This window comes from Colwellia sp. 75C3, assembly GCF_002836255.1.
Classification (GTDB): domain Bacteria; phylum Pseudomonadota; class Gammaproteobacteria; order Enterobacterales; family Alteromonadaceae; genus Colwellia.
The window spans coordinates 392,208-417,776 of the sequence record NZ_PJAU01000059.1 but is presented as its reverse complement, the minus strand read 5'-3'; the positions used below and the strand labels follow the sequence as shown (position 1 = coordinate 417,776).

The window sequence follows — 25,569 nt, the reverse complement described above, 5'->3', positions numbered from 1 at the left end:
TTAAACAGAAAGTCGCGATTAACTTACCTAATACCAAATGGAAGTGGTCAATAAATGAGTCAGATTGCTCTAAGTTACTCCTTTAATAAGTCTGTTTATCATCAAGATCATCACTTCTTTACTAAAAAAGCCATTATAAGGTTTTATCCCACCTGCAAAGTGCAGTAGAATTCGACCATTAAATACACTTACCTAGTCAATATAGCTGCTCACTTATCGATACCGTGTTTGCCTTTTTCAGTGCAACCGCTCAGTAGTTATCATTTATTAACAGACTAAGTACATATAACCCCTCAGTGGAGTCCTAATGACCGATTTTAACCAAGCATTCGCAGAATTAAAGCGCGGAGCTGAAGAAATATTAGTAGAAGAAGAGTTACTCACAAAATTAAAAACGGGCAAACCACTTAAAATTAAAGCTGGTTTTGATCCCACAGCACCGGATTTACATCTTGGTCATACTGTTCTCATTAATAAACTGAGAACTTTCCAAGAGCTTGGTCACGAAGTTATTTTCTTAATTGGTGATTTCACCGGTATGATTGGTGACCCTACGGGTAAAAATGTTACCCGCAAAGCATTAACCAAAGAAGATGTTTTAGCTAATGCGGAAACTTATAAAGAGCAAGTATTTAAGATTCTTGACCCTGCTAAAACTACCGTAGCGTTTAACTCTACTTGGATGGATAAATTAGGCGCAGCTGGCATGTTACAACTTGCTTCTCGCCAAACAGTTGCGCGTATGATGGAACGTGATGACTTTAAAAAACGTTACGCTAATGGCCAAGCAATTGCTATTCATGAATTTATGTACCCACTAGTCCAAGGTTGGGATTCCGTCGCGCTTGAAGCTGATGTTGAACTAGGTGGTACCGATCAAAAATTCAATTTATTAATGGGTCGTGAATTACAAAAGTCTGAAGGCCAGCGTCCACAAACCGTATTAATGATGCCATTACTTGAAGGTTTAGACGGCGTGCAAAAGATGTCTAAATCATTAGGTAACTACATCGGTATCACTGACAGCCCTACAGAAATGTTTGGTAAAATAATGTCAATTTCAGATGTATTGATGTGGCGTTATTACGAATTATTGAGCTTCAAACCTCTTGCAGAAATTGAAAGCTATAAAACCGACATTGAAAACGGTAAAAATCCACGTGATGTAAAAATTGATTTAGCGAAAGAATTAATTACACGTTTCCATGATGAAGCAGCAGCACAAGCAGCGCACGAAGAGTTTATTAATCGTTTTCAAAAAGGTGCCTTACCTGATGATATGCCTGAATTAGAAATTACGGCTGAAGGTGGCGAAATAGCTATTGCTAACTTGTTAAAAGAAGCGGGCTTAGTGGCGAGTACTTCTGATGCCTTTAGAATGATAAAACAAGGCGCTGCAAAAATTGACGGCGAAAAAGTGACTGAACGTAGCTTAGTTATTAGCGCTGGCACCACGGCGGTTTATCAAGTAGGTAAACGTAAGTTTGCCCGTATTACCGTAAGTTAATAACACGGGTAGCATACTATAAAACTCATTAGCTAAATAAAAAACCAGTCCTAGTGACTGGTTTTTTATGTGAAGCGCTACTACATAGCAGCTAACTTTCAGTCACTATAGGTAAACTATTTAAAAACTCGTTCGTTTCAATAGAAAACCCGCACGTTTTCATCCACTCAATTGCCTCTACTCTTTCAACAAATACTCGTCGTTCATAAGCTCCTTCGCTTTGCGGAACAATATTCTCAAGTTGCATGTTTTTCCATGCCGATGGCGTATAAATATGGCAGTCTTTGATACAACCATTGTCTTGAAATCTCTGACAATGTTCAATTAAGTGCGATTCCATTTCAGGAACTCCTAATTCAAATTCATCAAAAAATGAAAAAATGGCCCACTGCGTGCCATTTAAATGCTTTGTTTTCTCTCGGAATTCTTGGCTATATTTAATAGCGGCTTCTTCATTCCAGCAACCACTAAACCACTGCAATACATAATTATCTTTTACTAAAATACGCCAATCACCATGTACTGAAAACATATAAATTTACCTATAGAACGCGCTGTTTTTGTACTTCAATCACCATTAAATGGTGTTTTTCAATTGAAGTAAAGTAATGATTTTATTTGCAGCCACTCGCCACGTAGCAATACTTATAGCCCTATTTTATATAAGGATTTAAGGGATTAATGCCACTTTACATTTATTTACATAGCTTGATCTACATCATAACGCCTTTAAAGCACAAGCGTACACTGTGACATATTGTCGCAGTTGGCTATTTTTTTGCCACTCTGCATGAACACAGAACTTTGGCGATTTCATGTTAGTAAGTAAATTTTATAACAGCTTAATGCGTTTCCCCCAATCAACAGTCTCTACACTGAGAATTGCGTTCATCCAGATGTTGGTACTATTTTTATGTGTCATCATGCCAGCACAAGCACTTTTTGTTAGCCCTCCGAAAGATCCTATGCCGTTAATTAAGGAGATATTTGCCGAGCAAACTAAAATCAGTGACAAACAAACAACTAAAGAAGGTGGTCCCTTAGTTTGGACCGTTTACAAACAAGGTGCTGAAGGCGAAGAAGTTTTAGGTTACGCTTTTGAAACCAATGATATAGCTAGAATCCCTGCCTATTCAGGCGAACCAGTAAATATGTTAGTGGCGATTGATGTTAAAGGCGTTTATTTAGGCGCAAAAGTATTAGAACATCATGAACCGATCATCTTAGCGGGCATTCCCGAAAGTAAGCTACATGCATTTACCGATCAATATGATGGTTTACATGTCAGTGATCGCCTAAAAGTGGGTGGTAACAAAACCGACAACGTTATTCATATCGACGGGCTTTCTGGCGCAACCGTTACCGTGATGGTGATGAATGTTGGCATTGTAAAATCAGCAACAAAGGTTGCTCGTGCGCTAGGTATTATTAGTGCTAGCCAAGAAGTTATTCAACCTATGGGTACCATTTATCCTGACGTTTTTATCCAATCTGATTGGACCACCCTTACCGGTGATGGCTCTATCCGTAAATTATATCTCAACAGAAAAACTGTTGATGAAGCCTTTGTTGGTACTGACGCAGAACACGTTGAGGAAGCAAGTAGCGAACAAAAACAAGAGTTGTTTGCCGAGATTTATTTTGCGCAATTAAACATCCCTACAGTAGGTCGTAATTTACTGGGCGATAGTGAATATGACTATATTATGTCTTCACTAAAGCAAGGGGAACACGCGGTTATGCTAATGGGTACTGGTTATTCATTTAAAGGTTCAGGTTATGTTCGTGGTGCTATTTTTGATCGTATTCAAATATTACAAAATGGTGATGCATTTGCTTTTAGAGATTTAGATCATAACCGCGTACCCGATATTTATATTGCAGGAGCACCGACATTCACTGAACGCTCAATATTTATTATCCGTGAACACCACCAATTCAATCCCGCTTCTGATTGGCAGTTAGAGTTATTAGTGCGTCGTCAAACGGGTCCGTTAGAAAGTATATTTACCAGTTTTAAAGCTGATTACCACACGTTAGATAAATACCTAGACCGCCCGCCAGTCATTATTCCTGAGCCTGAATTAACACTGGTGCAGCAAGTATGGCAAGAGAAAGAAGCTGAAGTTATTATTTTGATTATTTTACTAATCATCGTTGTTATGAGCTTATTTTTCCAAGATATTCTCGTTCGCCACCCAACGTTTATGCATAACTTCCGTCACTTATTCTTAATTATAACAGTCGTGTTTATTGGTTGGTCTTGGGGTGGACAACTTTCTGTTGTTAACGTATTTACCTTCTTACAAGCCTTTATGTCTGACTTTTCGTGGGACTTATTCTTACTTGATCCGGTGATATTTATTTTATGGGGCGCAGCAGCGGTCACCATGATTTTATGGGGCCGTGCCGTTTACTGTGGTTGGTTATGTCCATTCGGCGCATTACAAGAGCTGATGAATATCTTTGCTCGTTACATCAAAATACCGCAATTCGAATTGCCTTGGGCTGTGCATGAGCGTTTATGGGCCATTAAATATCTTATTTTATTAGCACTTTTTGGCTTATCAATGGAGTCATTGTCACTTGCCGAACAATTTGCCGAAGTAGAGCCCTTTAAAACAACATTCTTATTAAAATTTGATCGTGAATGGCCGTTTGTATTGTATGCCTCTGCGCTGCTCATTATTAATATTTTCAATCGTAAGTTCTTCTGTCGTTACTTGTGCCCGTTAGGCGCAGCGTTATCAACCAGTAACAGCATTCGTTTATTTAGCTGGTTACGTCGTCGCCCTGAATGTGGTCAACCTTGTAAAACCTGTGCTAAAGAATGTGAAATTCAAGCTATTGATCCTGATGGTGTTATCAATATGCGTGAGTGTCATTATTGCCTTGATTGCCAAGTGACTTACTTTAATGAAGAAAAATGTCCGCCATTAAAAAAATTAGCAAGAAAAAAAGCAAAATATAAAGAAACTGAAATAGAAGCAGTCAATGTTGGCTAAGCCAGAATGCTGCAAAAATAATGTTAACAAATTTAACTAAATTAAAAGCAACGTGGAGAATACCAATGAGTAAAGAAGAGTTAGGACTAGATAAGAACGCTAATGATGTTGCATTGGAAAGCGAAGAACGCCGTAAGTTTTTTAGCAAAAGTGCCCTAATTGGCGCAGGTGTTGTCGCAGCACCAATGACAGCGGCAATGTTTGCATCAACAGCTCAAGCCCAAGTAAAATCTGCGGCTAACAGCCCGGTTGTTCATCCTGGTGAACTAGATGAATATTACGGTTTCTGGTCAGGCGGTCATTCAGGCGAAGTTCGCATTATGGGTATTCCATCAATGCGTGAATTAATGCGCATACCGGTATTTAACATTGATTCTGCGACAGGTTGGGGCTTAACCAACGAAAGTAAACACATTAAGGGTGAAAGTGCCCATATACTTGCTGGTGATTCACATCACCCGCACATGAGTATGACCGACGGTAGCTACAATGGTAAATATGTATTTATCAATGATAAAGCTAACTCTCGTGTAGCGCGTATTCGTTGCGATATTATGAAGTGTGACAAGATGCTTACCGTGCCAAACGTACAAGCAGTACATGGTTTACGTGTACAAAAAGCACCTTATACTAAATATGTTGTTTGTAATGGTGAATTTGAAATTCCAATGAACAACGATGGTAAAGATGGCATGGAAGATGTCAGTACTTACCGTTCGCTATACAACGTAATTAATGCTGAAACAATGGAAATGGCTTTCCAAGTAATGGTAGACGGTAACTTAGATAATACCGATGCAGATTACGATGGTAAATATTTCGCATCTACCTGTTACAACTCGGAAATGGGCATGAACTTAGGTGAAATGATCACCTCAGAACGTGACCATGTTGTTATCTTTAGTTTAGCTGCTTGTGAAGCAGCATTAAAAGCCGGTAAATTCAAAACCTATAACGGTAATGATGTACCTGTATTAGATGGCCGTAAAGGTTCTGAATTAACGCGTTATATTCCTGTACCAAAATCTCCACATGGTTTGAATACTTCACCAAACGGTGAATACTTTGTGGCTAACGGTAAGTTATCCCCAACTGTTTCAATCATCTCAATTAAAAAATTAGATGATTTATTTGCTAATAAAATTAAACCACGTGACACCATTGTTGCTGAACCTGAGTTAGGTTTAGGTCCATTACATACTGCATTTGATAACAAAGGTAATGCGTACACTACCTTATTCCTTGATAGCCAAATTGCTAAATGGAATGTTCAAGACGCAATTGATGCGCACAACGGTAAAAAGGTTAACTATATTCGTCAAAAATTAGACGTTCATTACCAACCGGGTCATAACCATACGTCACAAGGCGAAACACGTGATGCAGATGGTAAATGGTTAATTGCGCTTTGTAAGTTCTCTAAAGATAGATTCTTACCTGTTGGCCCACTTAAGCCAGAAAATGATCAGCTAATTGATATTTCTGGTGATGAGATGAAACTAGTCCATGATGGTCCGGCATTCGCTGAACCGCACGACTGTATGATGGTTCACCGCAGTAAAATGAAGCCACTTAAGATATGGCCACGTAACGACCCATTCTTTGCGCCAACTCACGCGCAAGCAAAGAAAGACGGCGTTGATGTTTACACACAGAACAAAGTTATTCGTGATGGTAAAAAAGTACGCGTTTATATGACGTCTATTGCACCGACATACGGTATGAATGAATTTAAAGTGAAGTTAGGTGATGAAGTAACGGTAATCGTTACTAACCTTGACCAAGTGGAAGATGTAACTCATGGATTTTGTATGACTAACCACGGCGTACAAATGGAAGTGGGCCCTCAAGCGACTTCTTCTATCACCTTCATAGCCAACAAACCTGGCGTACAGTGGTATTACTGTAACTGGTTCTGCCATGCACTACATATGGAAATGCGCGGAAGAATGCTTGTTGAAGCGTAAGAAATAAATAAAGGGATGAACTAGATTCCCGTTATTTATATTTTTACTTAAGCTATATGCCAAAAGCCTGTGCTTTCTTTAATAAAGAATGCACGGGCTTTTTTATGCTTGAGCGGCACCCTACAATGGTGCTGGGAATATAGAGTTACGTCACTCCCAATGTCCATTTCGTCATTCCGATTATTACTTAAGCCGGAACCCAGTGTTAATAATAATCATGAACGTATAATTAATTGAGTAAAACAATAGATTCCCGACTAATAGACCTCGGGAATGACGATATATTGGGCTGTTATTAAAAATAGTGAGTGATAGAGGCAAATGATGACTCCTGATATATCACGTCATTCCGGTTGTTACTTAAGCCGGAATCCAGCTTATAAGTTTCATTCTGCACCTTATTGTTCAATCTTTTATTTGTTGAACGCAATTTGATTGTCTAAATAATGTTTCTGGAGATAACTTTGTATCTCTGCTCGATCTTTCTTTGAATACCATGGACCATTAATTTCATCGAACTTATCTTTGCTATAAGTAGTAAGTAAATGCTGGTTAATGTCTTTGATAACTTGTTTACCAAACTCTGTTTTTGAGCAGCTAAAATGTGCAATGACAAAAGGTGGTGCACCCGCAATATTAAATTGCTCCAACTTTTTCTCTTGAATTAACGATGGGGTCATATCAACAGGTAACGATAATAGATAATCTACTCGACCTGCATACAGCATAGATTCCAGCGCAAAAACACGATGAGTACCCCCTCGATAATAAATATTACTTTTCTTGAGTTGAGCAATTTCTCTATCTAAATAACTGCCAAATGAAACACCATCGGCTAAACCTATATGGTCATTGGGCTGGCTATCAAATAATGCTTTAATTGAATTGAGCTCACCTTGTTGATTGAACAGCGATGGCAACAAGGGAGTGTTTTGATTAAAGCGATATAGTTTGGGGGTGAGATAGAAGCTTTGAGGAAAAGAAAAATAGGAATACGTTTCTCTTTCTTTAAGTTTTGCGCGATTTGCAATACATGCATTAGAGGTTGTTTTCAGCACATGATTCATCCGCTTGATTGAACCCCGCTTCACTTCAATCTCATACTGGTCTAAGGAAAAAATAATCTGTTGTTCAACAGAAGTCGCGGCTGACTTACTTGGTGATTGTCGATCTAATAGATTAAGGTTTTCGGTTTTGTCTTCCACAAGCCAAATTATTTTTTCTTTGGCGGCAGTCTGAAACGAGCAACAAAGTATAAAAAGGCAAAAAAGTCTGTTTATCGATACATTCATTATTAAAATTTTATTACCTTATCATCAACTAAAACTAGGGGGAAAGCGGAGAAGCCTTTCAAACATCTTATGATGGATGTACAACCTTTGTCTATACATGCCTTTTATTTATACCCGCTCTACTTCAAGAGGCAAGTAATTAGCCACTCAACTCTTGATAGCGTTTCTTCCGATGATTTTACTCCGTAGCTGATCGCACTACCGTTGGAATCAGTTAATTATTTATGAAAATGTTACACAGTTAACGACAAGTTGTTTATTCGAGATCAATTGCTTTTCAACTAATAATGTTATGCTACTTTAAGTCACCCTTTTAAAGAATTATCGCTTTGCTTTTCTTAAAAAAACACTTTGTACTATTACTAGTAATAATTATTGTTTGCGCTCAACCATTAGCAGCACAAGAATACCGACTATCGACTAGTGATAACTTACAACAGACTTTAGATAACAGCCAAGATGGCGATGTTATTACCTTAACTGCTGGCAAGTATTTAGGTAACTTTGTTATTAACACCCGAGTCTCTCTTATTGGTGAGCAAGGCGCAGAGTTAGTAACAATTGATGCTCAAGGTAAAGGCCATGCGCTGAGATTAAAAAATTCTCATATCACCATAGCTAATCTTAATATTATTAATTGGGGTGATGACTTAACCGAGCAAAATTCAGGTATTTATTCACATGACAAAGTGAATAACAAAAAAGCCATAGGTTTAATCATTAAAAATAACACCTTGTCCGGTGATGGTTTTGGTATTTGGTTGAATCATGTCACTCAAGCTAAAATTATCAATAATAAAGTTAGAGGAAATATTAAACTTCGTTCCTCTGACAGAGGCAATGGCATACAAGTAGCCAATGTAACGCATAGTCATGTGTTTAATAATGAGACCTATGAAACACGTGACGGTATTTATGTTATTTCCAGCCAAGATAATGTCATTGAACAAAACACCATGCATCATTTACGCTATGGCGTGCATTATATGTATTCTTACGATAATACCGTAAAAAACAATACTGCTTATAATACTCGCGCTGGTTATGCGCTGATGAGCTCTCGTCGGCTAACCATTACCGGTAATAAAACGACTGATAGTGAAGATTACGGTTTTTTGCTGAACTTTATTACCGAATCAACCTTTAGCCATAACCACATTAAAAACGTGTGGACTAAGCCAGAAAACAAAGTGCTTGGCCGTGATGGTAAAGGCTTATTTGTTTATAACTCAGGCTACAACACGATAAAACATAATATTATTGATACCGCTGAAATAGGTATTCACCTTACAGCGGGCTCTGAAAACATAAAAATATTCGGTAATAGCTTTATCAATAACCCCACCCAAGTTAAGTATGTCTCCAACAAAAAACAACAGTGGAGCCAAGATGGCAAGGGTAATTACTGGAGCAATTATTTAGGCTGGGATATGGATAATGATGGCGTTGGTGATACCATTTTTGAGCCAAACGATGGTATAGACAAACTCGTTTGGCAATATCCAGAAATGAAAATGATTATGGACAGCCCTGCCATTCTAATTTTACGCTGGGTACAAAGGCAATTCCCGGTACTTAAACCACCGGGTGTTAAGGACAGTTTTCCGTTAATGACCGCGCCTAATTTACCAAATAATGAGCAAGCAGTGACATCAGTTGCCGCTTCTACAGCGACAACAAATCACGTGAAAAGTAACTCGACAACAAGCCCGTCTGCGCAGTCATCAACTAGCGCAAGCTTGAAGGAATAATTTATGACTACCCCACTAGTATCACTAACCAATGCCGGTAAAAGCTATCCGGAACTGGATGCGTTAAAGTCAGTGACTATGCACCTGAACCAAGGTGAGGTCATGGGTTTATTTGGCCATAATGGCGCAGGTAAAACCACCATGATGAAACTTATCTTAGGGGTTATTTCACCTAGTCGTGGCAAGGTTGAAGTAATGGGTATGGCGCCTGACTCAAAAGAAGCTTGGCACTGCCGTAGTAAAGTCGGTTACTTACCTGAGAATGTCAGCTTTTATGAGCAACTTACCGGTTTAGAAGTATTGACCTATTTTGCTAAACTAAAAGGTTTTGCTAGAGGAAACGCTAAAAAACATGCCATCGCCTTACTTGAGCAAGTGGGCATTACCCACGCAATGAAGCGACAAGTAAAAACGTATTCAAAAGGTATGCGTCAACGTTTAGGTTTAGCCCAAGCCTTTATCGGTGAGCCTAAATTATTATTACTTGATGAGCCAACGGTGGGTTTAGATCCTATGGCAACCCGAGATTTTTATAAAACCGTAGATCAACTAAAATCCAACGGCTCTAGCGTGATCTTGTGTTCACACGTTTTACCCGGTGTTGAGCAGCATATTGACCGCGCGATGATTTTATCAACAGGAGAGTTATTAGCTATGGGTACTTTAGCTGAGTTGCGCCAACAGGCAGCGTTACCTGTTGCTATCAAACCTTTTGGGCTTAATGGCTCAGTGGCTAATGACAGTAAACTTAATGGTTTTTTAACGGCCACCTGCCCCAATACTCTTTTGGTACCTGAACAAGAAAAAATCCAGGTATTAAAACAATTACTAAGCCACGAAGGTTTAGATGATTTACAGGTAGAAACCGCTAATTTAGAGCAAGTTTATCAGCACTTTCTCTCTTTACATGAAAATAAACATGAACCTTCAGTGCAAAAAAAGGGAGCGCAGGGCTAATGAGACAAATATTAACCGTTGCCAATAAAGAGTTTCATGATGGTTTAAGAAATCGTTGGTTGATTTCAATTACCCTAATCTTTGCCCTACTATCGCTGGGTCTAACTTACTTTGGCGCCGCAGCGTCTGGTGCTGTTGGCGTAGCTTCACTTTCAACAACGGTTGCCAGTTTAGCCAGTTTAGCTGTTTTTCTTATTCCTCTCATTGCCTTGCTACTTAGCTACGATAGCTTTGTTGGCGAACAAGAAAGTGGCACCTTGTTATTGTTATTGACCTACCCGTTAAGTAAAAGCCAATTATTACTGGGTAAGTTTATCGGACAAGGCAGTATTATTGCGCTAGCAACACTGCTTGGGTTTGGCTCTTCGGCGATATTACTGTATTTTCAACTTGGCGATATACAAATATTAACTAGCTTCTCGGTATTCATTTTCAGTGCAATTTTACTGGGCTTAAGCTTTACCGCTATTTCGTATTTAATCAGCTTGTCAGTCAGTGAAAAATCGAAAGCAGCAGGCTTTGCCTTAATCACATGGTTTTTATTTGCGCTAGCTTTTGATTTGGCGTTATTAGCCTTACTGGTTGGTGTTGAAAATGGTATTAGCCAAGCCGGTTTAACCCAGTTAATGATGCTTAACCCTGCGGATATTTTCCGTTTGGTAAACCTTTCTGGGCTAGATAGTAGTGATGTTAACGGCGCACTTGCTGTTGCCATTAACGCCAGCCTTTCACAAGCACAATTATTCACCGCTTTATTTGCGTGGGTTGCTTTACCCTTAACTATTGCCATCTTTATCTTTAAAAGGAAAACACTGTAATGTCTGGTATTTTTAAAAGCTTAGCTGTTGTTTTATCATTAATTTTTATCTCCGCATGTTCAGATAATTCAGCACAACAGGCCGTCATTCATAAAGCAGTGGCTATGGAAAGCAGCGATGAATGTCATTTATGTGGCATGCTCATCACCAATTTTGATGGCCCTAAAGGCGAAGTATTTAGAAAGGAACAAGGGGATAAAGTCTTTAAGTTTTGTTCTACTCGCGACATGTTTAGCTACTATCTCGATCCTGAAAATACCCGTAACGTCAGTCAAATTCTAGTGCATGATATGAGTAAAATGCCCTGGGGTAGTGACAGTATTGATGATAAATACTTTATTGATGCTAAAGTGGCTTGGTATGTTGTTGGCTCTGAAAAAACGGGCGCTATGGGAAAAACCTTGGCCAGTTTCAGTTTAGCCACTGATGCCAAAGCTTTTGCCGATGAGTTTGGCGGTAAAGTGCTTAACTTTAAAGACGTCAATCAAGATAGTCTTTGGTAAATTGTTAATACGTACCTATGAATGTATGATTACACTAGTTGAGCAGGTTAACTTTGCCCAACTAGTTATCTTAATCCACTACAGAGGATCCTGAAGGTTCACCTGACGTTAAAATTTTTCTACGCGGTAACCTTTCGCTTTTAATAACGCTAAAACACTTTCATCACCCGCTAAATGCGCGACGCCTACTAAAACAAACTCTTTATCGCTACTTTTACCATTGTTAGCAAACATGCGTTCGATATGGGGGATCCAATTTTTATTTCTATCGTTAAGTAATTGTTTAAGTGTTTTAGGATCTTCTTTCATCGGCATAATGGCTAACGTATTGAGTTGTTGCTCATCACCTGATCGCCAGGCTTTAAGTACCGCTAAAAACATCGTTTTAAAATCTTTCATCTGCTCAAGGTTTGACTTGATAAAACGCTCTTCATCACCAATGCCCATGCTAGCAATCATATTCAGTTGAAATGTCACACTTTCCAAATAGGCTATCGATTTATTATCTTGCTGCGCTTTTTTGCTGTAAAAAATATCAACGCCTTCTCCTGATAATTGCGCCTTTTGCGCTTCAAATTGCGCTAACATAGTCATCAAAAATCCCGGTTTAAAGTGCTCAAGCATGGTTAAGTTAACGCCTAAAGAAGCAATATAGTGGCTAAGATTTTTTTGCGTTTTCGCTGAGATAAAATCACTAATGGTTTGGCCATTACCATAAGCCATTTGTTGCATCATTTTCATTTGAAAATTAGTATCACTCGCGTCCGGTAATTTAGCTTCTAAAACGATACTATCGCTTTTGCTATAGGCTTCATCAAACTCTGTTGGTAGGGGGAATTCTGATGGCGGTAAAATATGTACGGTACCACCAATAAAAATATGATCATTGCCTTTACTCACTTTCCAAACGGATGATTGTGCTTGAGCGGTGAAAGAGATGAAATTAATGGCAATGAGTGCTGTAGCAATGAATAACTGCTTGCTGGTACTTTTAATCATTTAATATCCTTATTATTTTCTGTGAGAATAGTTCGATAACATTAGGGCTCTTTTATAACGCATTGCCAATGATCCTGTAAACTGCCTTTTTATATCTCAAAAAAACATTTAAAAGTCATGTCATCATATATCTACTGATTTTTTGTAGGTTTCTCTGTTCAAAGCTTAAGTCAGTTGTTAGGCTAACGTTTTACTTCTATCGTGTTAATAATCCTTTGTTGACTAACTTACTTACGGCTATAACATTGCCGATAAAATTATTGTTATTGTGTCTGTTTCTCTTGAATTTAACGGGTTGTAGTTCAAAGAAAAATCCAGTGATTTATCATAGTAGTTTTAATTTCCCCCAAGTAAAAACATACAGTTTTTACCAAAGCGACTCGACCTTTTTTGACAGTCAAAGTCTGAGTCATTCACAACGAAATCGTATTGAAATAGCGATAGAAAATAGCCTTAATGAACAGGGCTTTGTCTATACTGACATTGAAAATGCAGATGTTATTGTTACTTATCACATAGTTAAAAGAAATCATAAAGATTACCAAGCCTACAACAAAGCGGTATTATTTTGCTCCCACTGCCTAAAAGCTAATACGTGGCAACAAGACAATAATGATTGGGTTGTTTATCCGGGTGGTTTGATTATTGATTTAGTTGACCCTAAAAGAAACCGCTCTGTGTGGCGCAGTATATATCCTCTCAAATATGATCAAAAAGATAATAGTAAAATACAAAATGAAATAATAATAGAAGCTGTTGATATAATGCTGATGCAGTATCCTGGGAAATAAAACACACTCACAATCATATTTATTTATCCTGAGCTCTATTCAAGTTGCTTTTCGCGATTTATAATACGTAATTAATATAACATAAGAATTTTACTCACATATGAACTATCCAGATGACGAAACAGGCCAAGTATTAGCCGAAATGCACCAAGCAGGTATAGACTTGAGTCAATCACATGACGTGGTATTTTTTCATTTGTTTGAGAAAGAAAACCAAGCACAGGCAATGGTTGAACATATAAAAGAACACTTGCCAGAAATAACATGCAACTTACACCCAGATCAAACACCTAATGTTTGGGATGTTGATTGTACTGTTGTCATGACACCAACACATGAAGCAATTCTTGCACAAGAAGAAGTGTTTGAAAAAATCGTGACCCAACTCTCTGGTTACACCGATGGTTGGGGGATTGAAGCTTAATTATCGCTTCACAATAATACTCATGTTTAGCTTTTACCTAAAAAAATACTCCATGTATGTTTTCATAGCAGCCGAGTCTGTCGCACTTTCTTTGTGTAAGCGTCATGGGGTGATGTTCAACCGTTTTCGCAAGTTTTTTGTCATTAGAATTGTGAGAAGTGTTGGCGCACGTGTAAATCTTACCGGTACTATCGATGCCGATACTGATATTTTAATTGTTAATCATCAAAGTATGTTTGATATATTCTCACTTGAAGAAGCAGTAGGCTTAGATACTCGTTTTGTCGGAAGAACGGGTATTATGGATAAGTGGCCCGTTTCTCGTATTGTCGATAGAGTTGGCCATATTACCGTTGATCAAAAAGATCGCCGCGCTATTATTCAACTATTAAAAGACGTAAAAGTTTGCAAAGGTAAAAAAGTAGTTATCTTTCCTGAAGGGACTCGCTCACAGTCAGGACAGATTGAACCCTTTGAAGCCGGCGCCAAGTTATTAGTTGAAAAGCTAAAACTTAAAGCTCAGCCCGTTGTTATTAAAAATATATTAGATATTTATAACGAGTCAGATAAAACGGCTACTTCAGGCACCATTGAAATAGAAGCCTTACCCGCGATTACCATTACCGATGGTTGGTACGAGCAAACCCATCAACAAATGAATAAAACATTTAGCCAATAGCTTTTCAGCATTGGCTAATCAGCAAGTTAGCTGCTAATAAAGTGCATAAATAGCGCACTCATGCGTTTTACACTATCTTACATTGTTACTACAATTGCCAAACAGTATTATTGCACTCAACTATAGATAATGATCCTAGTTCAGACCCAAGCCACTTGAAGGTACTTGGGTTTATCAATTATTAATTTTTTGCAAAGGATGCCAATTATGAAATTACCTAGCTTAGTAGCCATTTCATTACTCTCACTTTCATTACTCAGTAGCTATGCAAGTGCCCAAGATCGCCCACATAGTGTTGGACTTGTTACTGGCGCTGCGAGTGGCGAATATAAAAACTCAAGCCAAGATGGTGATGGCTTTGCCCAAGCCTACCTTTTTTATAACTACCAAGTATTTGAAAATTTCTCTGTCGAATTAGCCTACAATTCAGCTGCAGAGCTCGATAGCTGGGAATGTAATGAAACAAGCGATGATAAATGGACTTGTGGTACCAACAATAAACCTATGTTCGGTTTACGTGCGGATGAAATGGAATTAGATGGCTTTGTTGTGGCTATTAAAGGCGAAGCACCTATTTCTAAGCGGAATAGTGTATATGCAAAATTAGGTGCTCAACATTACGATTATAAATTTACTCGCAATGATAATTTTGTTGAAGGAGAACATGGAACAGGTGTTTTCTTTGAAGCTGGATGGCAGTATCAATGGGATTGTGGCATCGGCATGAATGCTGGTCTACGATACCAAGACATGGGTGAATTAACACTAAAATCACCCAATGTTGGTATTAGCTACTCGTTTTAAACTCCCCTACTCCAAAGGTTTAAAACGTTAATAGAGACTATTATATTTTCTCTATACCCTTTTCTTTGCTGGGTTTTTCTTTACTGGGCTTTTCAACAATATGAAAAGCCGGTAAAGAAACATGCCAATAAATAGCCGCCAAACGTAAGATCAATGCTGCAGAGATAGAAGCAATCATAGCGTGGTTATCGCTCCAACCTAACCAATGTAATAGAATAAATAAACTGCCCCCTAACATTGCTGCCAGCGCATAAATTTCTTCACGTAAAATCATTGGTATTACGTTACACAATACATCTCGAATCATACCACCAGCCACACCCGTAATAGTGCCTAGCACAACAGCGACGGGGATTGGTGCTCCTAAGTAAAGTGCTTTTTGCGTACCTAAAACGGCAAATAAAGCTAAACCAAGTGCATCCGCGATAAGTAAAAAGCGTTTAGGAATTCTTTTAGGCTGTCTGATGAGCACAATAGTGAGCACCGCTGTCGCTAAAATTACATAGAGGTAATAAGGTTTTACTACCCAGAATACCGGCGTTTGTAAAATAACATCGCGAATAGTGCCTCCACCTACTGCTGTCACAGAAGCGAGTACTACCACCCCAAAAGGATCAAGCTGATAACGCCCAGCCATAAGCGCACCTGATAAGGCGAAAACAATAATACCAAAAATATCTAAATAAAATAAAAACTCATTCATGGAAAGTCCAGTCTACTAAATTGGTTAGTTGTAGCGCGATACCTGTTAAGCGATACCGATTAAGCATTAAAGGCTAACTGCCACCCTACGGCTAACAAAGCGAGTAACAATAAACTGCTATAAATGGCAAGATTCATTTTTTTCGTCGCTTTAATAATATCCCGTGGCTCTGGTTGCTTGCCAAGATCATTAAAGGCCAGTTTACGCAATTTTTCCTGTTGATACATAGCGACCCCACCTAATCTAACCGCCAGCGAAAAAGCAAAAATAGCCATAACAAAATCATTATTGAGTTTAAATAAATGCACTCTTGTTAATCGCCAAAATAATACACTGCCCTGCCCGACGGTACTCAGTAATATCAGTAATGCCATGAAACGGCTAGGCAACCATTGTATAAGCTGAATAAACAGCTGGCTATAAAAGCCAAAGTGCTTATATTGCGCTAACTTGGTATTCCAACAATAATGCATTTCTAACAGTAATCGGTAGCTTAGTGCTGCTAATGGACCAAAGCTAACAAAGAGAAAACTAACCACATAAATTTGCTGCACACTTCGAAGAAGCTGCATTTCAATAGCCGCTTTACTTAAGCCTACTTGTGATAACTGCTCTGTTTCTCTTAACAACAATGGCTTGAGTGTTTGCTTAGCAAGATAATTTTGTTTAGCAACCAACGCTTGAGCAATGCTTTTGTTAATTTGTCCTAGGTTCAGACTGCCTAGCGCTAAATAAAGTAATAGCCCTTGCCAGATATAATCAACCGCAACAAAGTCAGCGAATAACCATAAAATAATAGCTATTGGTATTAACGTGACTAACAGCGCTAATAAGCCCGCGATAGTTTGATGCGATGTACTATTTTTACTGTTATTCACTTTATTACCGAGCTGTAAGCAATAAAATTTAAAAAATCGTAACGGCTCATGAGCAATAAAGTGACTAACTAAGGACTTAATGAACAGCACTACCATGAGGATTAACACATGATAGGTAAAAGGCGTTAACTCGGTGAGTACTGTCATTGATTATCCCTTTTCATTTTTTGTTCTAAAGACTTAAGCAACGCTAAGTGTTTTGCCTTTAAGTTGCTCTAACATATTCAGTACCAGTTGCGATGAGTTAACCGCTGCTGTTTCTAAATACTCTTCAAACGTATGTGGTGATTCTTTACCAGCAATATCAGAAAGTGAACGAATAATAACAAACGGAGTTTTAAGCTGTAAGCAAGCTTGAGCTATAGCAGCGCCTTCCATTTCAACGGCAGCCATTGTTGGGAAGTTAGCACGGGCTTTAGCAACATCTTCTTCTTTTGTCATGAAGGTATCACCAGTGGTGATCAAACCTATTACCGCCTTGATACTAGGTGCGGTAATGTTCTTGCCAGCTGTTTGACTTAATTGTTCAATACCTTCTTTGGCAGCTGCAACTAAATCGCTATGTGGCATAAATGCCGCTGGATTAGCGGGTAATTGCCCTACTTCATAGCCAAATGCCGTAAGATCAACATCGTGATAACGAACTTCTGAACTCACTACAATATCGCCTACTTTTAATGCCGCATCAAAACCGCCAGCAGAGCCGGTATTGACAACGTAATCAACCTGAAAACGATCGATTAATATCGCTGTTGCCAGTGCAGCTGCAACTTTACCGATACCTGATTGAACAATAACAACATCACTGCCATCTAATTGCCCTTGATGAAAAGTGTAACCTGCATGTTCAGTGCTTTTAGCATCGGTTAATTTTGCTTTTAAAATGGCAACTTCTGGCTCCATTGCGCCAATAATTCCTGCTTTCATAATAATTCCTAACTGTGTTTAATTTAATTAAGCAGATGATAACTGCTCATTTCACTATGACAAGATCATAGCTTGTTTTATGCGTATTCTTGTAGACCGAAAAAAATAAGGTTATCGATAAATTGAATGCTGTCTACCGACAGGCTATTTGAGCTTGTTTGCTCTACCAATAATTTGGTTAACGTCTTACCATCACCACCCGTTAGGATAATGCGATCAACGTCATCTAATTGCTGTGCTTGTTCAATCGCTTGTTCAATCATACCCAGAGTAGCTGCCCAACAAGCGTTATTAACATTATCGCTCGTGTTAGTTCCAAAGGCTAAATTGGCCACGGTTTTACTTTCGGCATGTACTAAAGTGCTGTGGCTCAAAATACTGTTAAATAGCGCTTTAACGCCCGCTAATATCCAGCCACCTTGGTGCTGACCATTATTTTTTAGGAAATCCACCGTGGTCGCAGTGCCGGCATCTATAATTAAAACGTTTTCTTTTGGGTAAAGTCTTATCGTGGCCAATAATGCCAACCAACGATCAATGCCTAAGGTTGTTGGTTTTTGATAAGCGGAAATCAACGAATTTTTTTGTTGTTCACTATATACTTGTTTGAAACTGATTTTCTGCGCTACACACCAGTTATCAAGTTCATTGGCTAATGCCGATTTAGCCACATTGGCGATAATAATTCGGCTAGCTTGACTGAAGTTTCGCTCAAAATATGCAGCAGTAAAATCGTTATTATTTAGCTGTATGGTCGCTGATAATTTACCATCAATGAGTTGTACGTATTTTGTTCGGCTATTGCCAATATCTATTAATAAAATCATTCGTCCATCCTAAGACTTACTTCACCGCCATAAACGGGCTTAACTTGACCATCTACCTCTAACAGCAAAGCACCTTGGTTATTAACACCTCGACATATGCCGTGAGTTACTCGCTCACCAGTAATCAATTTTACTCGTTTATTTAAAAAGGCATCATGCGCATGCCACTCATCCAACATAGGCACTAAACCTTCTTGCTGGTGCTGATGCAGTCGTTGTCGTAAGCAACTGATTAATTGAGCACTGAGTGCGTTTCTATCAATTTTTACTTTACTGTGTGATTGTAAATCTGTCCATTTTTGTTCAATTAACTTACCTGCTTCTTCTGGCATATGCAGATTTAAACCAATGCCAATGACACAGTGGCTTGGCTCTAATGCCTGTCCTTCGAGATCAATTAAAATACCCGCAAGTTTTACCCCATCTAGGTAAATATCGTTCGGCCATTTCAGCTGAACTTGTATATCACTATGGGCTTTTACTGCATCACTTACTGCTAATGCGGTAACTAAACTTAAGCCCATGGCCGCGGATAAACCTTGCTCCAAGTACCAGTACATAGACAAGTAAATTTGCGAACCAAAAGGTGAAATCCACTGCCTACCACGACGTCCTCGGCCAGCGCTTTGATATTCTGCTAAACAAACTTGCCCTGGCGATACTTGATTGGGCAAGCGCCTCATTAAGTAGTCATTGGTCGAGTCAATTAAGCTATGCACTTCAACCAACGGCAAGTCGCTTTGCTTTTCAGTTTGTTTACTCGCTTCATTAACTAATAAACAGAGGATTTTGTCTTTCTCTAATAAGTACATTGGTTGCGCCAGCTTATAACCTTTGCCGGTGACACTGTAGATATCTAAGCCAATTTCAGTTAATGCTTTAATATGTTTAGCAATAGCAGTACGGCTTATACCTAGCTGCTCACCAAGCAATTGTCCTGAAACAAATTGGCCTGAAGCTAATGACTTAACTAAATGTTCTTTGAAGGCTTTAGTCATTGCAATTATCTCCAGTAACATTAGTCTTTTCGATGGGATTAGTATCCGTCAGCGATGAAAATGATCTTTCGCCTTGCTCCGTAACCATGCGTACTTCTGGCGTTAAAGACACTAAGAATTTCTCGAATACTTTTCGTTGGACATATTTAGCCAAACTAATAATATCAGCACCTAAATCACTACCATAATTAACTAGAACTAAGGCTTGTTGTTGATGAACGCCAACGTATTCATGGCGAAAGCCTTTTAATCCTGCTTGGTCTATTAGCCAACCAGCGGCCAGTTTTATCTCACCATTTTGCTGTGGATAATGTGGGATTTTAGGGTATTTCTGCTGTAACTGAGTAAAGTCTTCTTTATTAATAACAGGATTTTTAAAGAAGCTGCCAGCATTAGGTAACTGTTTAGGATCTGGCAACTTGCTACTACGTAATTTAATAACTTGGGTCATCACCTGCTTAGCAGTACTATCTTTTGCTAGCATGTCTAATCCCGCATAGGAAAGATTGGCGTGCCATGCTTTTGGGAAATTAAAAGTCACCTGAGTAATGAGACCTTTGTTATAGTGTTCTTGCTTAAAAATACTATCACGATAGGCAAAGTTACACGCTTTTTTTGTTAGCGAGTGCATGGTTTTACTGGCAAACTCATACCACTGTACTTCTTGACAATAGTCCGCAAATTCAACACCGTAAGCGCCAATATTTTGTACGGGTGCTGCGCCAATACTGCCAGGAATCAAGGCTAAATTTTCTAAGCCATAAATACCTTGTGCTAAACAAAAACACACGAGATCATGCCAATTTTCTGCTGCGCCCGCCGTGACGACAAAGTGATCATCTTGTTCATCAATTTCAATGCCGGTAAATTTCGGCTGGATGATAATTGGTGTTTGAGCTTCTACAAACAATGTATTACTACCATCACCTAGTATATAGAAACTTTCCGCTGATAAATCAGGTAACTGCTGTAATTCTGCCAGGGAGCTTGGGAAATAGATGCGTGAGCAACTTGCCTTAATATTAAAGCTGTTACTACTTTTTAGGGCGTAATTTTGGTTTGAGTGCATAGCCATGAGAATGAAAAATAAAAGAATCATTATTGTACTGAAAAATCGGCTGAACACCAATTATTCACTACTATTAACGAAGATACAGCATCAAAAAATATCTTGGTGCAGCATCGCCGTTAATGGCTCATTTTATTTATTAGCTAGATTTAAGTTAAATACGCACTAAAACATCATTAAGGGCTAAGCGAGATTTTGGTAACTTGGCGTTAAAATCAGCTTCAGGGTGATGATAACCGATAGCTAATGCTACATCACATTGATAACCATCAAGCTCAACGCTAAATTCTTTATTCACTAGCTCAATATCAATACCTTCCATTGGTGTGGAATCAATTTTAAGTCTAGCGAGTATATGAAGAGTATTACCTAAAGCTAAGTAAGTTTGTGCTTTGGTCCAAGTACTGGTATCACCAGATTTACTGGTATTAAGCTCAGCAAAGAGGAAACCACCAAATGCTGCTTCACGTTTTTCTGGTGCAGTACGTTTATCGATAATACCTTTATCAACCACTTTGGCATAATCATCACGATTATATTTAGGGTTGTAAGAAAATAAAATAATCTGCGAGCTATCAAATATATGCGGTTGATTATAATGATGCATATTGGCGAATGTTTTGCTCATACGCGTTTTCGCTTCATCACTTTCTAGCACTATAAACTTCCATGGCTGTGAATTAATAGATGAAGCTGAAAGACGCATTGCTTCAAATAAAATATCCAGGTCTGCCGCAGGAATTTTTCGGGTAGCGTCGTACTTTTTTACTGTGTGACGACTGGTAAGATCTTCGATAATTGGGTGAGTCATGGCAAATCCATCTAAGTTATATATATAAAATAAGGTAAAGCTACATAACCACAACTCGGTTTATTACCAAAGAGATTAATATGTAGCTTTACCATTATATAGTTATTTATTCACATCAACCACAACACGGCCAGTGACATCGCCATTGAGTAACTTAGTCGCTATATCAATGGATTCCTCTAAGCTAATCACTTCAGCTATCGATTGCATTTCCTTTTCCGGTAAAATTTCCGATAATTTTTTCCATGCTGCCACTCTATCTGCTCTAGGGCGCATCACGCTATCAATACCTAATAAAGAAACGCCGCGTAAAATGAATGGAGCTACTGAAGCGGGTAAATCCATGCCTTGTGCTAGACCACACGCGGCAACTGCACCACCATATTGGATACTCGCACACACATTGGCCAAGGTATGGCTGCCTATCGAATCGACTGCGCCAGCCCATTTTTCTTTCATTAAGGGTTTACCGGGTTCTGATAATTCGGTTCTATCAATAATTTCAGTCGCGCCTAAATCAGTTAAATAGTCATGTTGATCACTGCTACCTGTTGAGGCCACAACCGTATAACCCATTAAGGAAAGCAGTTTTACCGCAAAACTACCCACACCACCGGTGGCACCGGTAACAAGAATTTTTCCGCTTTGTGGAGTAATACCATTTTTTTCTAATGCCAAAATACACAACATAGCGGTATAACCGGCAGTACCAATGGACATTGCCTGCAGTGGCGAAATGCTTTCAGGTAGAGGTATTAACCAATCACTATTTACTTTTGCTTTTTGTGATAAGCCGCCCATATGCTTTTCACCAACACCAAAGCCGTTTAGTAGCACTTTATCGCCTACTTTAAATTCATCACTTTCACTGTGTTCGACGATGCCACTAAAATCTATACCTGGGATCATCGGGAAACTTCTTATTACCGGGGCTTTACCAGTAATAGCTAACGCATCTTTATAATTCAACGTGCTATATAGGACATTCACTAAAACATTACCCTGAGCTAATTTTTCCTCAGGTAATTCAGCAATCGATGTTCTGTAACCGTTTTCATCTTTATCTATTAGTAAACACTTAAACATATGAACCTCCAATATAGACTGACCGTCTATTAATTAATAAATAAATATTATCTAGCGATTAACTTTAAAAAATGATTTATAAAAAGATCAACCGGTTGTGTAGATTGCACTAATTTGCAGCGACTTACCGCCCCTTCCCAACCAATCCAAAAGAACTCAGCGAGTGACTGACACTCTTGCTGTGTAACATCTGGGCAAAGCACATTGAGATGATCAGATATTTTACTTTGCCAACCCTGCATCACCATCACTAACTTCTCACGGTGACTGTCGGGTAATACGGCAATTTCTTGTTCTAGGTTGCCAACTAAGCAGCCACGATTAAAATTATATTTTTCGATACCCGCTTTTGCATCATCAACAAAATTCAGCAATCTTTGCTCCGGCATTAGCTGATCATTTTTCAAATGTGAATCAAGTTTACGGCAGAAATAACCATCGTAATGGGAAATTACCGCTAAACCAAAGACTTCTTTATTGGCAAAATAATAATAGAAAGAGCCCTTAGGTACCGATACTTTTTTTAAGATCTGATCTAAACCTGAAGAAGCAAAACCAAATTGAGTAAAGTGTTCAACACCGCTACTTATTAGTTCAGCTTTGGTTTGGGTGGTATCTCGGCCAGACTTTGCAGGTCTACCTCTACGTTTTATATCATTATCTATTTTCATAGCTCAATATTAGACCGATCGTCTATTTAATTGCAATAGCTAATTTGTATAGCGAATAAACAAGTTAAGCAACAGATAAAAACCACCTAGTCAAATATACTATTTAGTTAGTCAATTTGACTAAAAAGTTAAAATGGTCTAAAAAACAATATTTTCATTGAAAGATGACGGCAATAAATATTCTATATATATCAGTTAGTTAATTTATTTATTCACCTTGGCACAACACTTGTAATACTAAGTTCAAGCAGACGATGTTGAACACAGCATCAAAAACTAACCAGCAGTCACTAAAACAAGAAGGAATTTATTATGAGCATATTTAACATGACTAAACAGACTAACAGCAACATTAAAGATGTAAGCCTTGCGTTAGTACTTATCGGATCTTTAATAGGTGCATTAACTGTAAGTACCAGTGTTACTGCTGCACCTTTAGAGAGTGTTGAAAAAGCCGTAAGCAACTTTGTTGTTGCCCAAGGAGAGCAAATAATTAGTGAACTTAATACGCAATTGCAGCAATCAATTGATAAAGAAATCAAAACATTTACTGCCAATTTCTCACTTAATAATAAGACGACTTGGTTAGTAACAGAACCAAAAGTAAAAGAAACAAAGCTGTCACTAAACAAAACAAACATCAATTCATTACAACTAACATCAAACTAAGTAGGAAATAAATTATGGGATTATTCAGCCGTTTTACCGACATTGTTAATGCAAACTTAAACAGCATGTTAGACAAAGCCGAGCATCCAGAAAAAATGATTCGTTTGATCATTGGCGAAATGGAAGAAACATTAGTTGAAGTGCGTTCAACTGCTGCCAAAAATATTGCTGAACAAAAAACCTTAGCAAGAAAAGTTAAAGCTGCTCATGAAGGCGTAGCTCACTGGCATGACAAAGCAGAGCTTGCTTTAAGTAAAGGTCGCGAAGATCTCGCTAAATCAGCGTTAGCACAAAAACAGAAATGCCAAGCTGAATTAACGCAGCTCGATAATGAAAATGCGCAATTAACTGACTTGTTATCAGCAATCCAAGAAGATGCTCAGCGTTTACAAGATAAACTTAATGAAGCTAAACGTCGTCAAGAAGCATTACTGCTTCGTCAAGAGTCAGCTGAAGTTCGGTTAAAAGTGCGAGAAAAAGCCGTTATTCATAATATTGATGAAGCCATGGCGAAATTTGAACGTTATCAACAAAAAATTGACCGTTTAGAAGCGCAAGTTGAATCGTATGATTTAACAGAAAATAAAGATTTATCAGCGCAGATATCTGAGCTTGAACAAGACGACAGTGTTGAAGCTGAATTAGCCGAAATGAAGAAGAAAGTAGTTAACGGTTAATATATCGAAGTATGTTTTAGTAAGTCCCTCGTTTAACCGAGGGCAGCTATTTTAAAAGTACCGATGTAAAAGTAATTGTATAACCAAGGAGTTCCCATGAGATACGACAGAGAATATTCAACGATTAAAAATGTTCGTCAAACATTATGTAAAGACGTAGTAAATAAAAAATTGACCGGTGTATGTGCTGGTATTGCCAAACATTATGATTTTCCTCGCTGGGCTGTACGTATTGCCGCTATTGCCGCACTGATCATGTTACCTGTAGTCACTGGTGTAGCTTACGTAGTAGCAAGTATGTTGTTACCTAATAGCAAATATTATTAATTAATATATTGAGTAAAGTGAGGACATAATGAGTTTTTTTAAATCCTTAATCTTAGCAATTTTAGCAACCATTTTCTTAACCTATGTTTTTGGTGTTGGTATGTTAGAGCTAATGAACTTGAATGTGATGATGGATGGAGAAGTTATTGAGCCATTAAAAGCCATCGGTGTTTCGGCTTTAGTGGTTGTACTCTTAGTTGTCATTGCCTTAGCGATCGTATTAAGTGTTTTTGGTAGTTTAATTTTTCTTGGTTTACTGTTATTCGGTAGTATTGCCATGGTGGCGGTCGGTGTGTTTTGGCCAATTTTATTAATAGCCATGGTCATTTGGTTGTTTAGTCGAAATAAAAACACTAAGCAATATGCTTAGTGTTTAGCTCTTACTACAGGTTTGTAAAGATTAGCCACTTAGATTTAAATAATACTACT

27 protein-coding genes are annotated in these 25,569 nt (G+C 38.3%); 15 read left to right on the top strand and 12 right to left on the bottom strand.

The genetic code is table 11. The annotated features are described in order from the left end of the window. The first annotated feature begins 307 nt into the window (after nucleotides 1-307). A complete protein-coding gene (tyrS, locus tag CXF85_RS19130) occupies nucleotides 308-1,507 on the top strand; it encodes a tyrosine--tRNA ligase (protein WP_101230226.1) in 1,200 nt (399 codons plus the stop codon). A gap of 91 nt (nucleotides 1,508-1,598) precedes the next feature. Here the strand turns inward: tyrS and CXF85_RS19125 are convergent, their stop codons facing one another. Then, nucleotides 1,599-2,039 (bottom strand): hypothetical protein, encoded by a 441-nt coding sequence (locus CXF85_RS19125; RefSeq protein ID WP_101230225.1) that lies wholly within the window; start codon nucleotides 2,037-2,039, stop codon nucleotides 1,599-1,601. 313 nt (nucleotides 2,040-2,352) lie between these two features. On the opposite strand from CXF85_RS19125, the gene nosR reads away from it, so the two are divergent. Together nosR and nosZ are read left to right on the top strand one after the other, a co-directional pair. Next, complete coding sequence (gene nosR / locus CXF85_RS19120; RefSeq protein WP_101230299.1) at nucleotides 2,353-4,512, top strand: transcriptional regulator NosR; 2,160 nt, start codon at nucleotides 2,353-2,355, stop codon at nucleotides 4,510-4,512. Between the two features lie 65 nt (nucleotides 4,513-4,577). Next, nucleotides 4,578-6,479: a TAT-dependent nitrous-oxide reductase gene (gene nosZ / locus CXF85_RS19115; RefSeq protein WP_101230224.1), complete on the top strand. Its 1,902-nt coding sequence runs from the start codon at nucleotides 4,578-4,580 to the stop codon at nucleotides 6,477-6,479. A gap of 413 nt (nucleotides 6,480-6,892) precedes the next feature. On the opposite strand, the gene CXF85_RS19110 is transcribed toward nosZ, so the two are convergent. Beyond that, on the bottom strand, nucleotides 6,893-7,684 hold the full coding sequence (locus CXF85_RS19110; protein ID WP_101230223.1) for a hypothetical protein: 792 nt from the start codon (nucleotides 7,682-7,684) through the stop codon (nucleotides 6,893-6,895). A 416-nt stretch (nucleotides 7,685-8,100) separates the two neighbouring features. On the opposite strand from CXF85_RS19110, the gene CXF85_RS19105 reads away from it, so the two are divergent. Genes CXF85_RS19105 through CXF85_RS19090 form a run of 4 tightly spaced genes read left to right on the top strand, consistent with a single transcriptional unit; the run spans nucleotide 8,101 to nucleotide 11,800 of the window. After that, nucleotides 8,101-9,522, top strand: coding sequence for a nitrous oxide reductase family maturation protein NosD (locus CXF85_RS19105; RefSeq protein WP_101230222.1), 1,422 nt, complete (start codon nucleotides 8,101-8,103; stop codon nucleotides 9,520-9,522). A gap of 3 nt (nucleotides 9,523-9,525) precedes the next feature. Continuing rightward, nucleotides 9,526-10,479: an ABC transporter ATP-binding protein gene (locus CXF85_RS19100; RefSeq protein WP_101230221.1), complete on the top strand. Its 954-nt coding sequence runs from the start codon at nucleotides 9,526-9,528 to the stop codon at nucleotides 10,477-10,479. Beyond that, on the top strand, nucleotides 10,479-11,297 hold the full coding sequence (locus CXF85_RS19095; protein ID WP_101230220.1) for an ABC transporter permease: 819 nt from the start codon (nucleotides 10,479-10,481) through the stop codon (nucleotides 11,295-11,297). The genes CXF85_RS19100 and CXF85_RS19095 overlap by 1 nt, the downstream gene beginning before the upstream one ends. Then, nucleotides 11,297-11,800 carry a nitrous oxide reductase accessory protein NosL gene (locus CXF85_RS19090; RefSeq protein WP_101230219.1) on the top strand — a complete coding sequence of 168 codons (504 nt, stop codon included), beginning with the start codon at nucleotides 11,297-11,299 and terminating at the stop codon, nucleotides 11,798-11,800. Before CXF85_RS19095 ends, CXF85_RS19090 begins: the two co-directional genes overlap by 1 nt. Before the next feature lie 108 nt (nucleotides 11,801-11,908). Here the strand turns inward: CXF85_RS19090 and CXF85_RS19085 are convergent, their stop codons facing one another. Then, the gene (locus tag CXF85_RS19085; RefSeq protein WP_101230218.1) at nucleotides 11,909-12,799 is read right to left on the bottom strand and encodes a TraB/GumN family protein; all 891 of its coding nucleotides are present in this window, start codon (nucleotides 12,797-12,799) and stop codon (nucleotides 11,909-11,911) included. Between the two features lie 317 nt (nucleotides 12,800-13,116). Here CXF85_RS19085 and CXF85_RS19080 point away from each other — a divergent pair, with 317 nt between their 5' ends. From CXF85_RS19080 to CXF85_RS19065, 4 genes are all read left to right on the top strand, one after another. Continuing rightward, a complete protein-coding gene (locus CXF85_RS19080; RefSeq protein ID WP_232771265.1) occupies nucleotides 13,117-13,590 on the top strand; it encodes a DUF4136 domain-containing protein in 474 nt (157 codons plus the stop codon). Nucleotides 13,591-13,690: 100 nt separating this feature from the next. Next, nucleotides 13,691-14,014, top strand: coding sequence for a ribonuclease E inhibitor RraB (locus CXF85_RS19075; protein ID WP_101230216.1), 324 nt, complete (start codon nucleotides 13,691-13,693; stop codon nucleotides 14,012-14,014). 52 nt (nucleotides 14,015-14,066) lie between these two features. Further along, nucleotides 14,067-14,693: a lysophospholipid acyltransferase family protein gene (locus CXF85_RS19070; protein WP_232771264.1), complete on the top strand. Its 627-nt coding sequence runs from the start codon at nucleotides 14,067-14,069 to the stop codon at nucleotides 14,691-14,693. Nucleotides 14,694-14,900: 207 nt separating this feature from the next. Next, nucleotides 14,901-15,497 (top strand): outer membrane beta-barrel protein, encoded by a 597-nt coding sequence (locus tag CXF85_RS19065; protein ID WP_157829137.1) that lies wholly within the window; start codon nucleotides 14,901-14,903, stop codon nucleotides 15,495-15,497. A 40-nt stretch (nucleotides 15,498-15,537) separates the two neighbouring features. Here CXF85_RS19065 and CXF85_RS19060 read toward each other — a convergent pair whose 3' ends face one another. The 9 genes from CXF85_RS19060 to acuR form a co-directional block, all read right to left on the bottom strand. Beyond that, a complete protein-coding gene (locus CXF85_RS19060; RefSeq protein ID WP_101230213.1) occupies nucleotides 15,538-16,200 on the bottom strand; it encodes a trimeric intracellular cation channel family protein in 663 nt (220 codons plus the stop codon). A 59-nt stretch (nucleotides 16,201-16,259) separates the two neighbouring features. Next, the gene (locus tag CXF85_RS19055) at nucleotides 16,260-17,225 is read right to left on the bottom strand and encodes a cobalamin biosynthesis protein CobD/CbiB (RefSeq protein ID WP_101230212.1); all 966 of its coding nucleotides are present in this window, start codon (nucleotides 17,223-17,225) and stop codon (nucleotides 16,260-16,262) included. A 33-nt stretch (nucleotides 17,226-17,258) separates the two neighbouring features. Then, nucleotides 17,259-18,005 carry a 5'-methylthioadenosine/adenosylhomocysteine nucleosidase gene (locus CXF85_RS19050; RefSeq protein ID WP_101230211.1) on the bottom strand — a complete coding sequence of 249 codons (747 nt, stop codon included), beginning with the start codon at nucleotides 18,003-18,005 and terminating at the stop codon, nucleotides 17,259-17,261. A gap of 77 nt (nucleotides 18,006-18,082) precedes the next feature. Beyond that, nucleotides 18,083-18,832, bottom strand: coding sequence for a pantothenate kinase (locus CXF85_RS19045; protein ID WP_101230210.1), 750 nt, complete (start codon nucleotides 18,830-18,832; stop codon nucleotides 18,083-18,085). Beyond that, on the bottom strand, nucleotides 18,829-19,830 hold the full coding sequence (birA, locus tag CXF85_RS19040) for a bifunctional biotin--[acetyl-CoA-carboxylase] ligase/biotin operon repressor BirA (RefSeq protein WP_101230209.1): 1,002 nt from the start codon (nucleotides 19,828-19,830) through the stop codon (nucleotides 18,829-18,831). The genes CXF85_RS19045 and birA overlap by 4 nt, the downstream gene beginning before the upstream one ends. Beyond that, a complete protein-coding gene (gene murB / locus CXF85_RS19035; protein ID WP_232771263.1) occupies nucleotides 19,823-20,929 on the bottom strand; it encodes a UDP-N-acetylmuramate dehydrogenase in 1,107 nt (368 codons plus the stop codon). Before murB ends, birA begins: the two co-directional genes overlap by 8 nt. 124 nt (nucleotides 20,930-21,053) lie before the next feature. After that, nucleotides 21,054-21,710 (bottom strand): nitroreductase family protein, encoded by a 657-nt coding sequence (locus CXF85_RS19030; protein ID WP_101230208.1) that lies wholly within the window; start codon nucleotides 21,708-21,710, stop codon nucleotides 21,054-21,056. A gap of 102 nt (nucleotides 21,711-21,812) precedes the next feature. After that, the gene (acuI, locus tag CXF85_RS19025) at nucleotides 21,813-22,796 is read right to left on the bottom strand and encodes an acrylyl-CoA reductase (NADPH) (protein WP_101230207.1); all 984 of its coding nucleotides are present in this window, start codon (nucleotides 22,794-22,796) and stop codon (nucleotides 21,813-21,815) included. Between the two features lie 47 nt (nucleotides 22,797-22,843). After that, the gene (acuR, locus tag CXF85_RS19020) at nucleotides 22,844-23,467 is read right to left on the bottom strand and encodes an acrylate utilization transcriptional regulator AcuR (RefSeq protein WP_101230206.1); all 624 of its coding nucleotides are present in this window, start codon (nucleotides 23,465-23,467) and stop codon (nucleotides 22,844-22,846) included. Nucleotides 23,468-23,779: 312 nt separating this feature from the next. Here acuR and CXF85_RS19015 point away from each other — a divergent pair, with 312 nt between their 5' ends. From CXF85_RS19015 to CXF85_RS19000, 4 genes are all read left to right on the top strand, one after another. After that, a complete protein-coding gene (locus CXF85_RS19015) occupies nucleotides 23,780-24,136 on the top strand; it encodes a hypothetical protein (protein WP_101230205.1) in 357 nt (118 codons plus the stop codon). 14 nt (nucleotides 24,137-24,150) lie between these two features. Beyond that, a complete protein-coding gene (gene pspA, locus CXF85_RS19010) occupies nucleotides 24,151-24,813 on the top strand; it encodes a phage shock protein PspA (RefSeq protein ID WP_101230204.1) in 663 nt (220 codons plus the stop codon). A 96-nt stretch (nucleotides 24,814-24,909) separates the two neighbouring features. Further along, a complete protein-coding gene (locus CXF85_RS19005; RefSeq protein ID WP_101230203.1) occupies nucleotides 24,910-25,140 on the top strand; it encodes a PspC domain-containing protein in 231 nt (76 codons plus the stop codon). A gap of 28 nt (nucleotides 25,141-25,168) precedes the next feature. Continuing rightward, the gene (locus CXF85_RS19000) at nucleotides 25,169-25,510 is read left to right on the top strand and encodes a hypothetical protein (protein ID WP_101230202.1); all 342 of its coding nucleotides are present in this window, start codon (nucleotides 25,169-25,171) and stop codon (nucleotides 25,508-25,510) included. Nucleotides 25,511-25,569 lie beyond the last annotated feature (59 nt).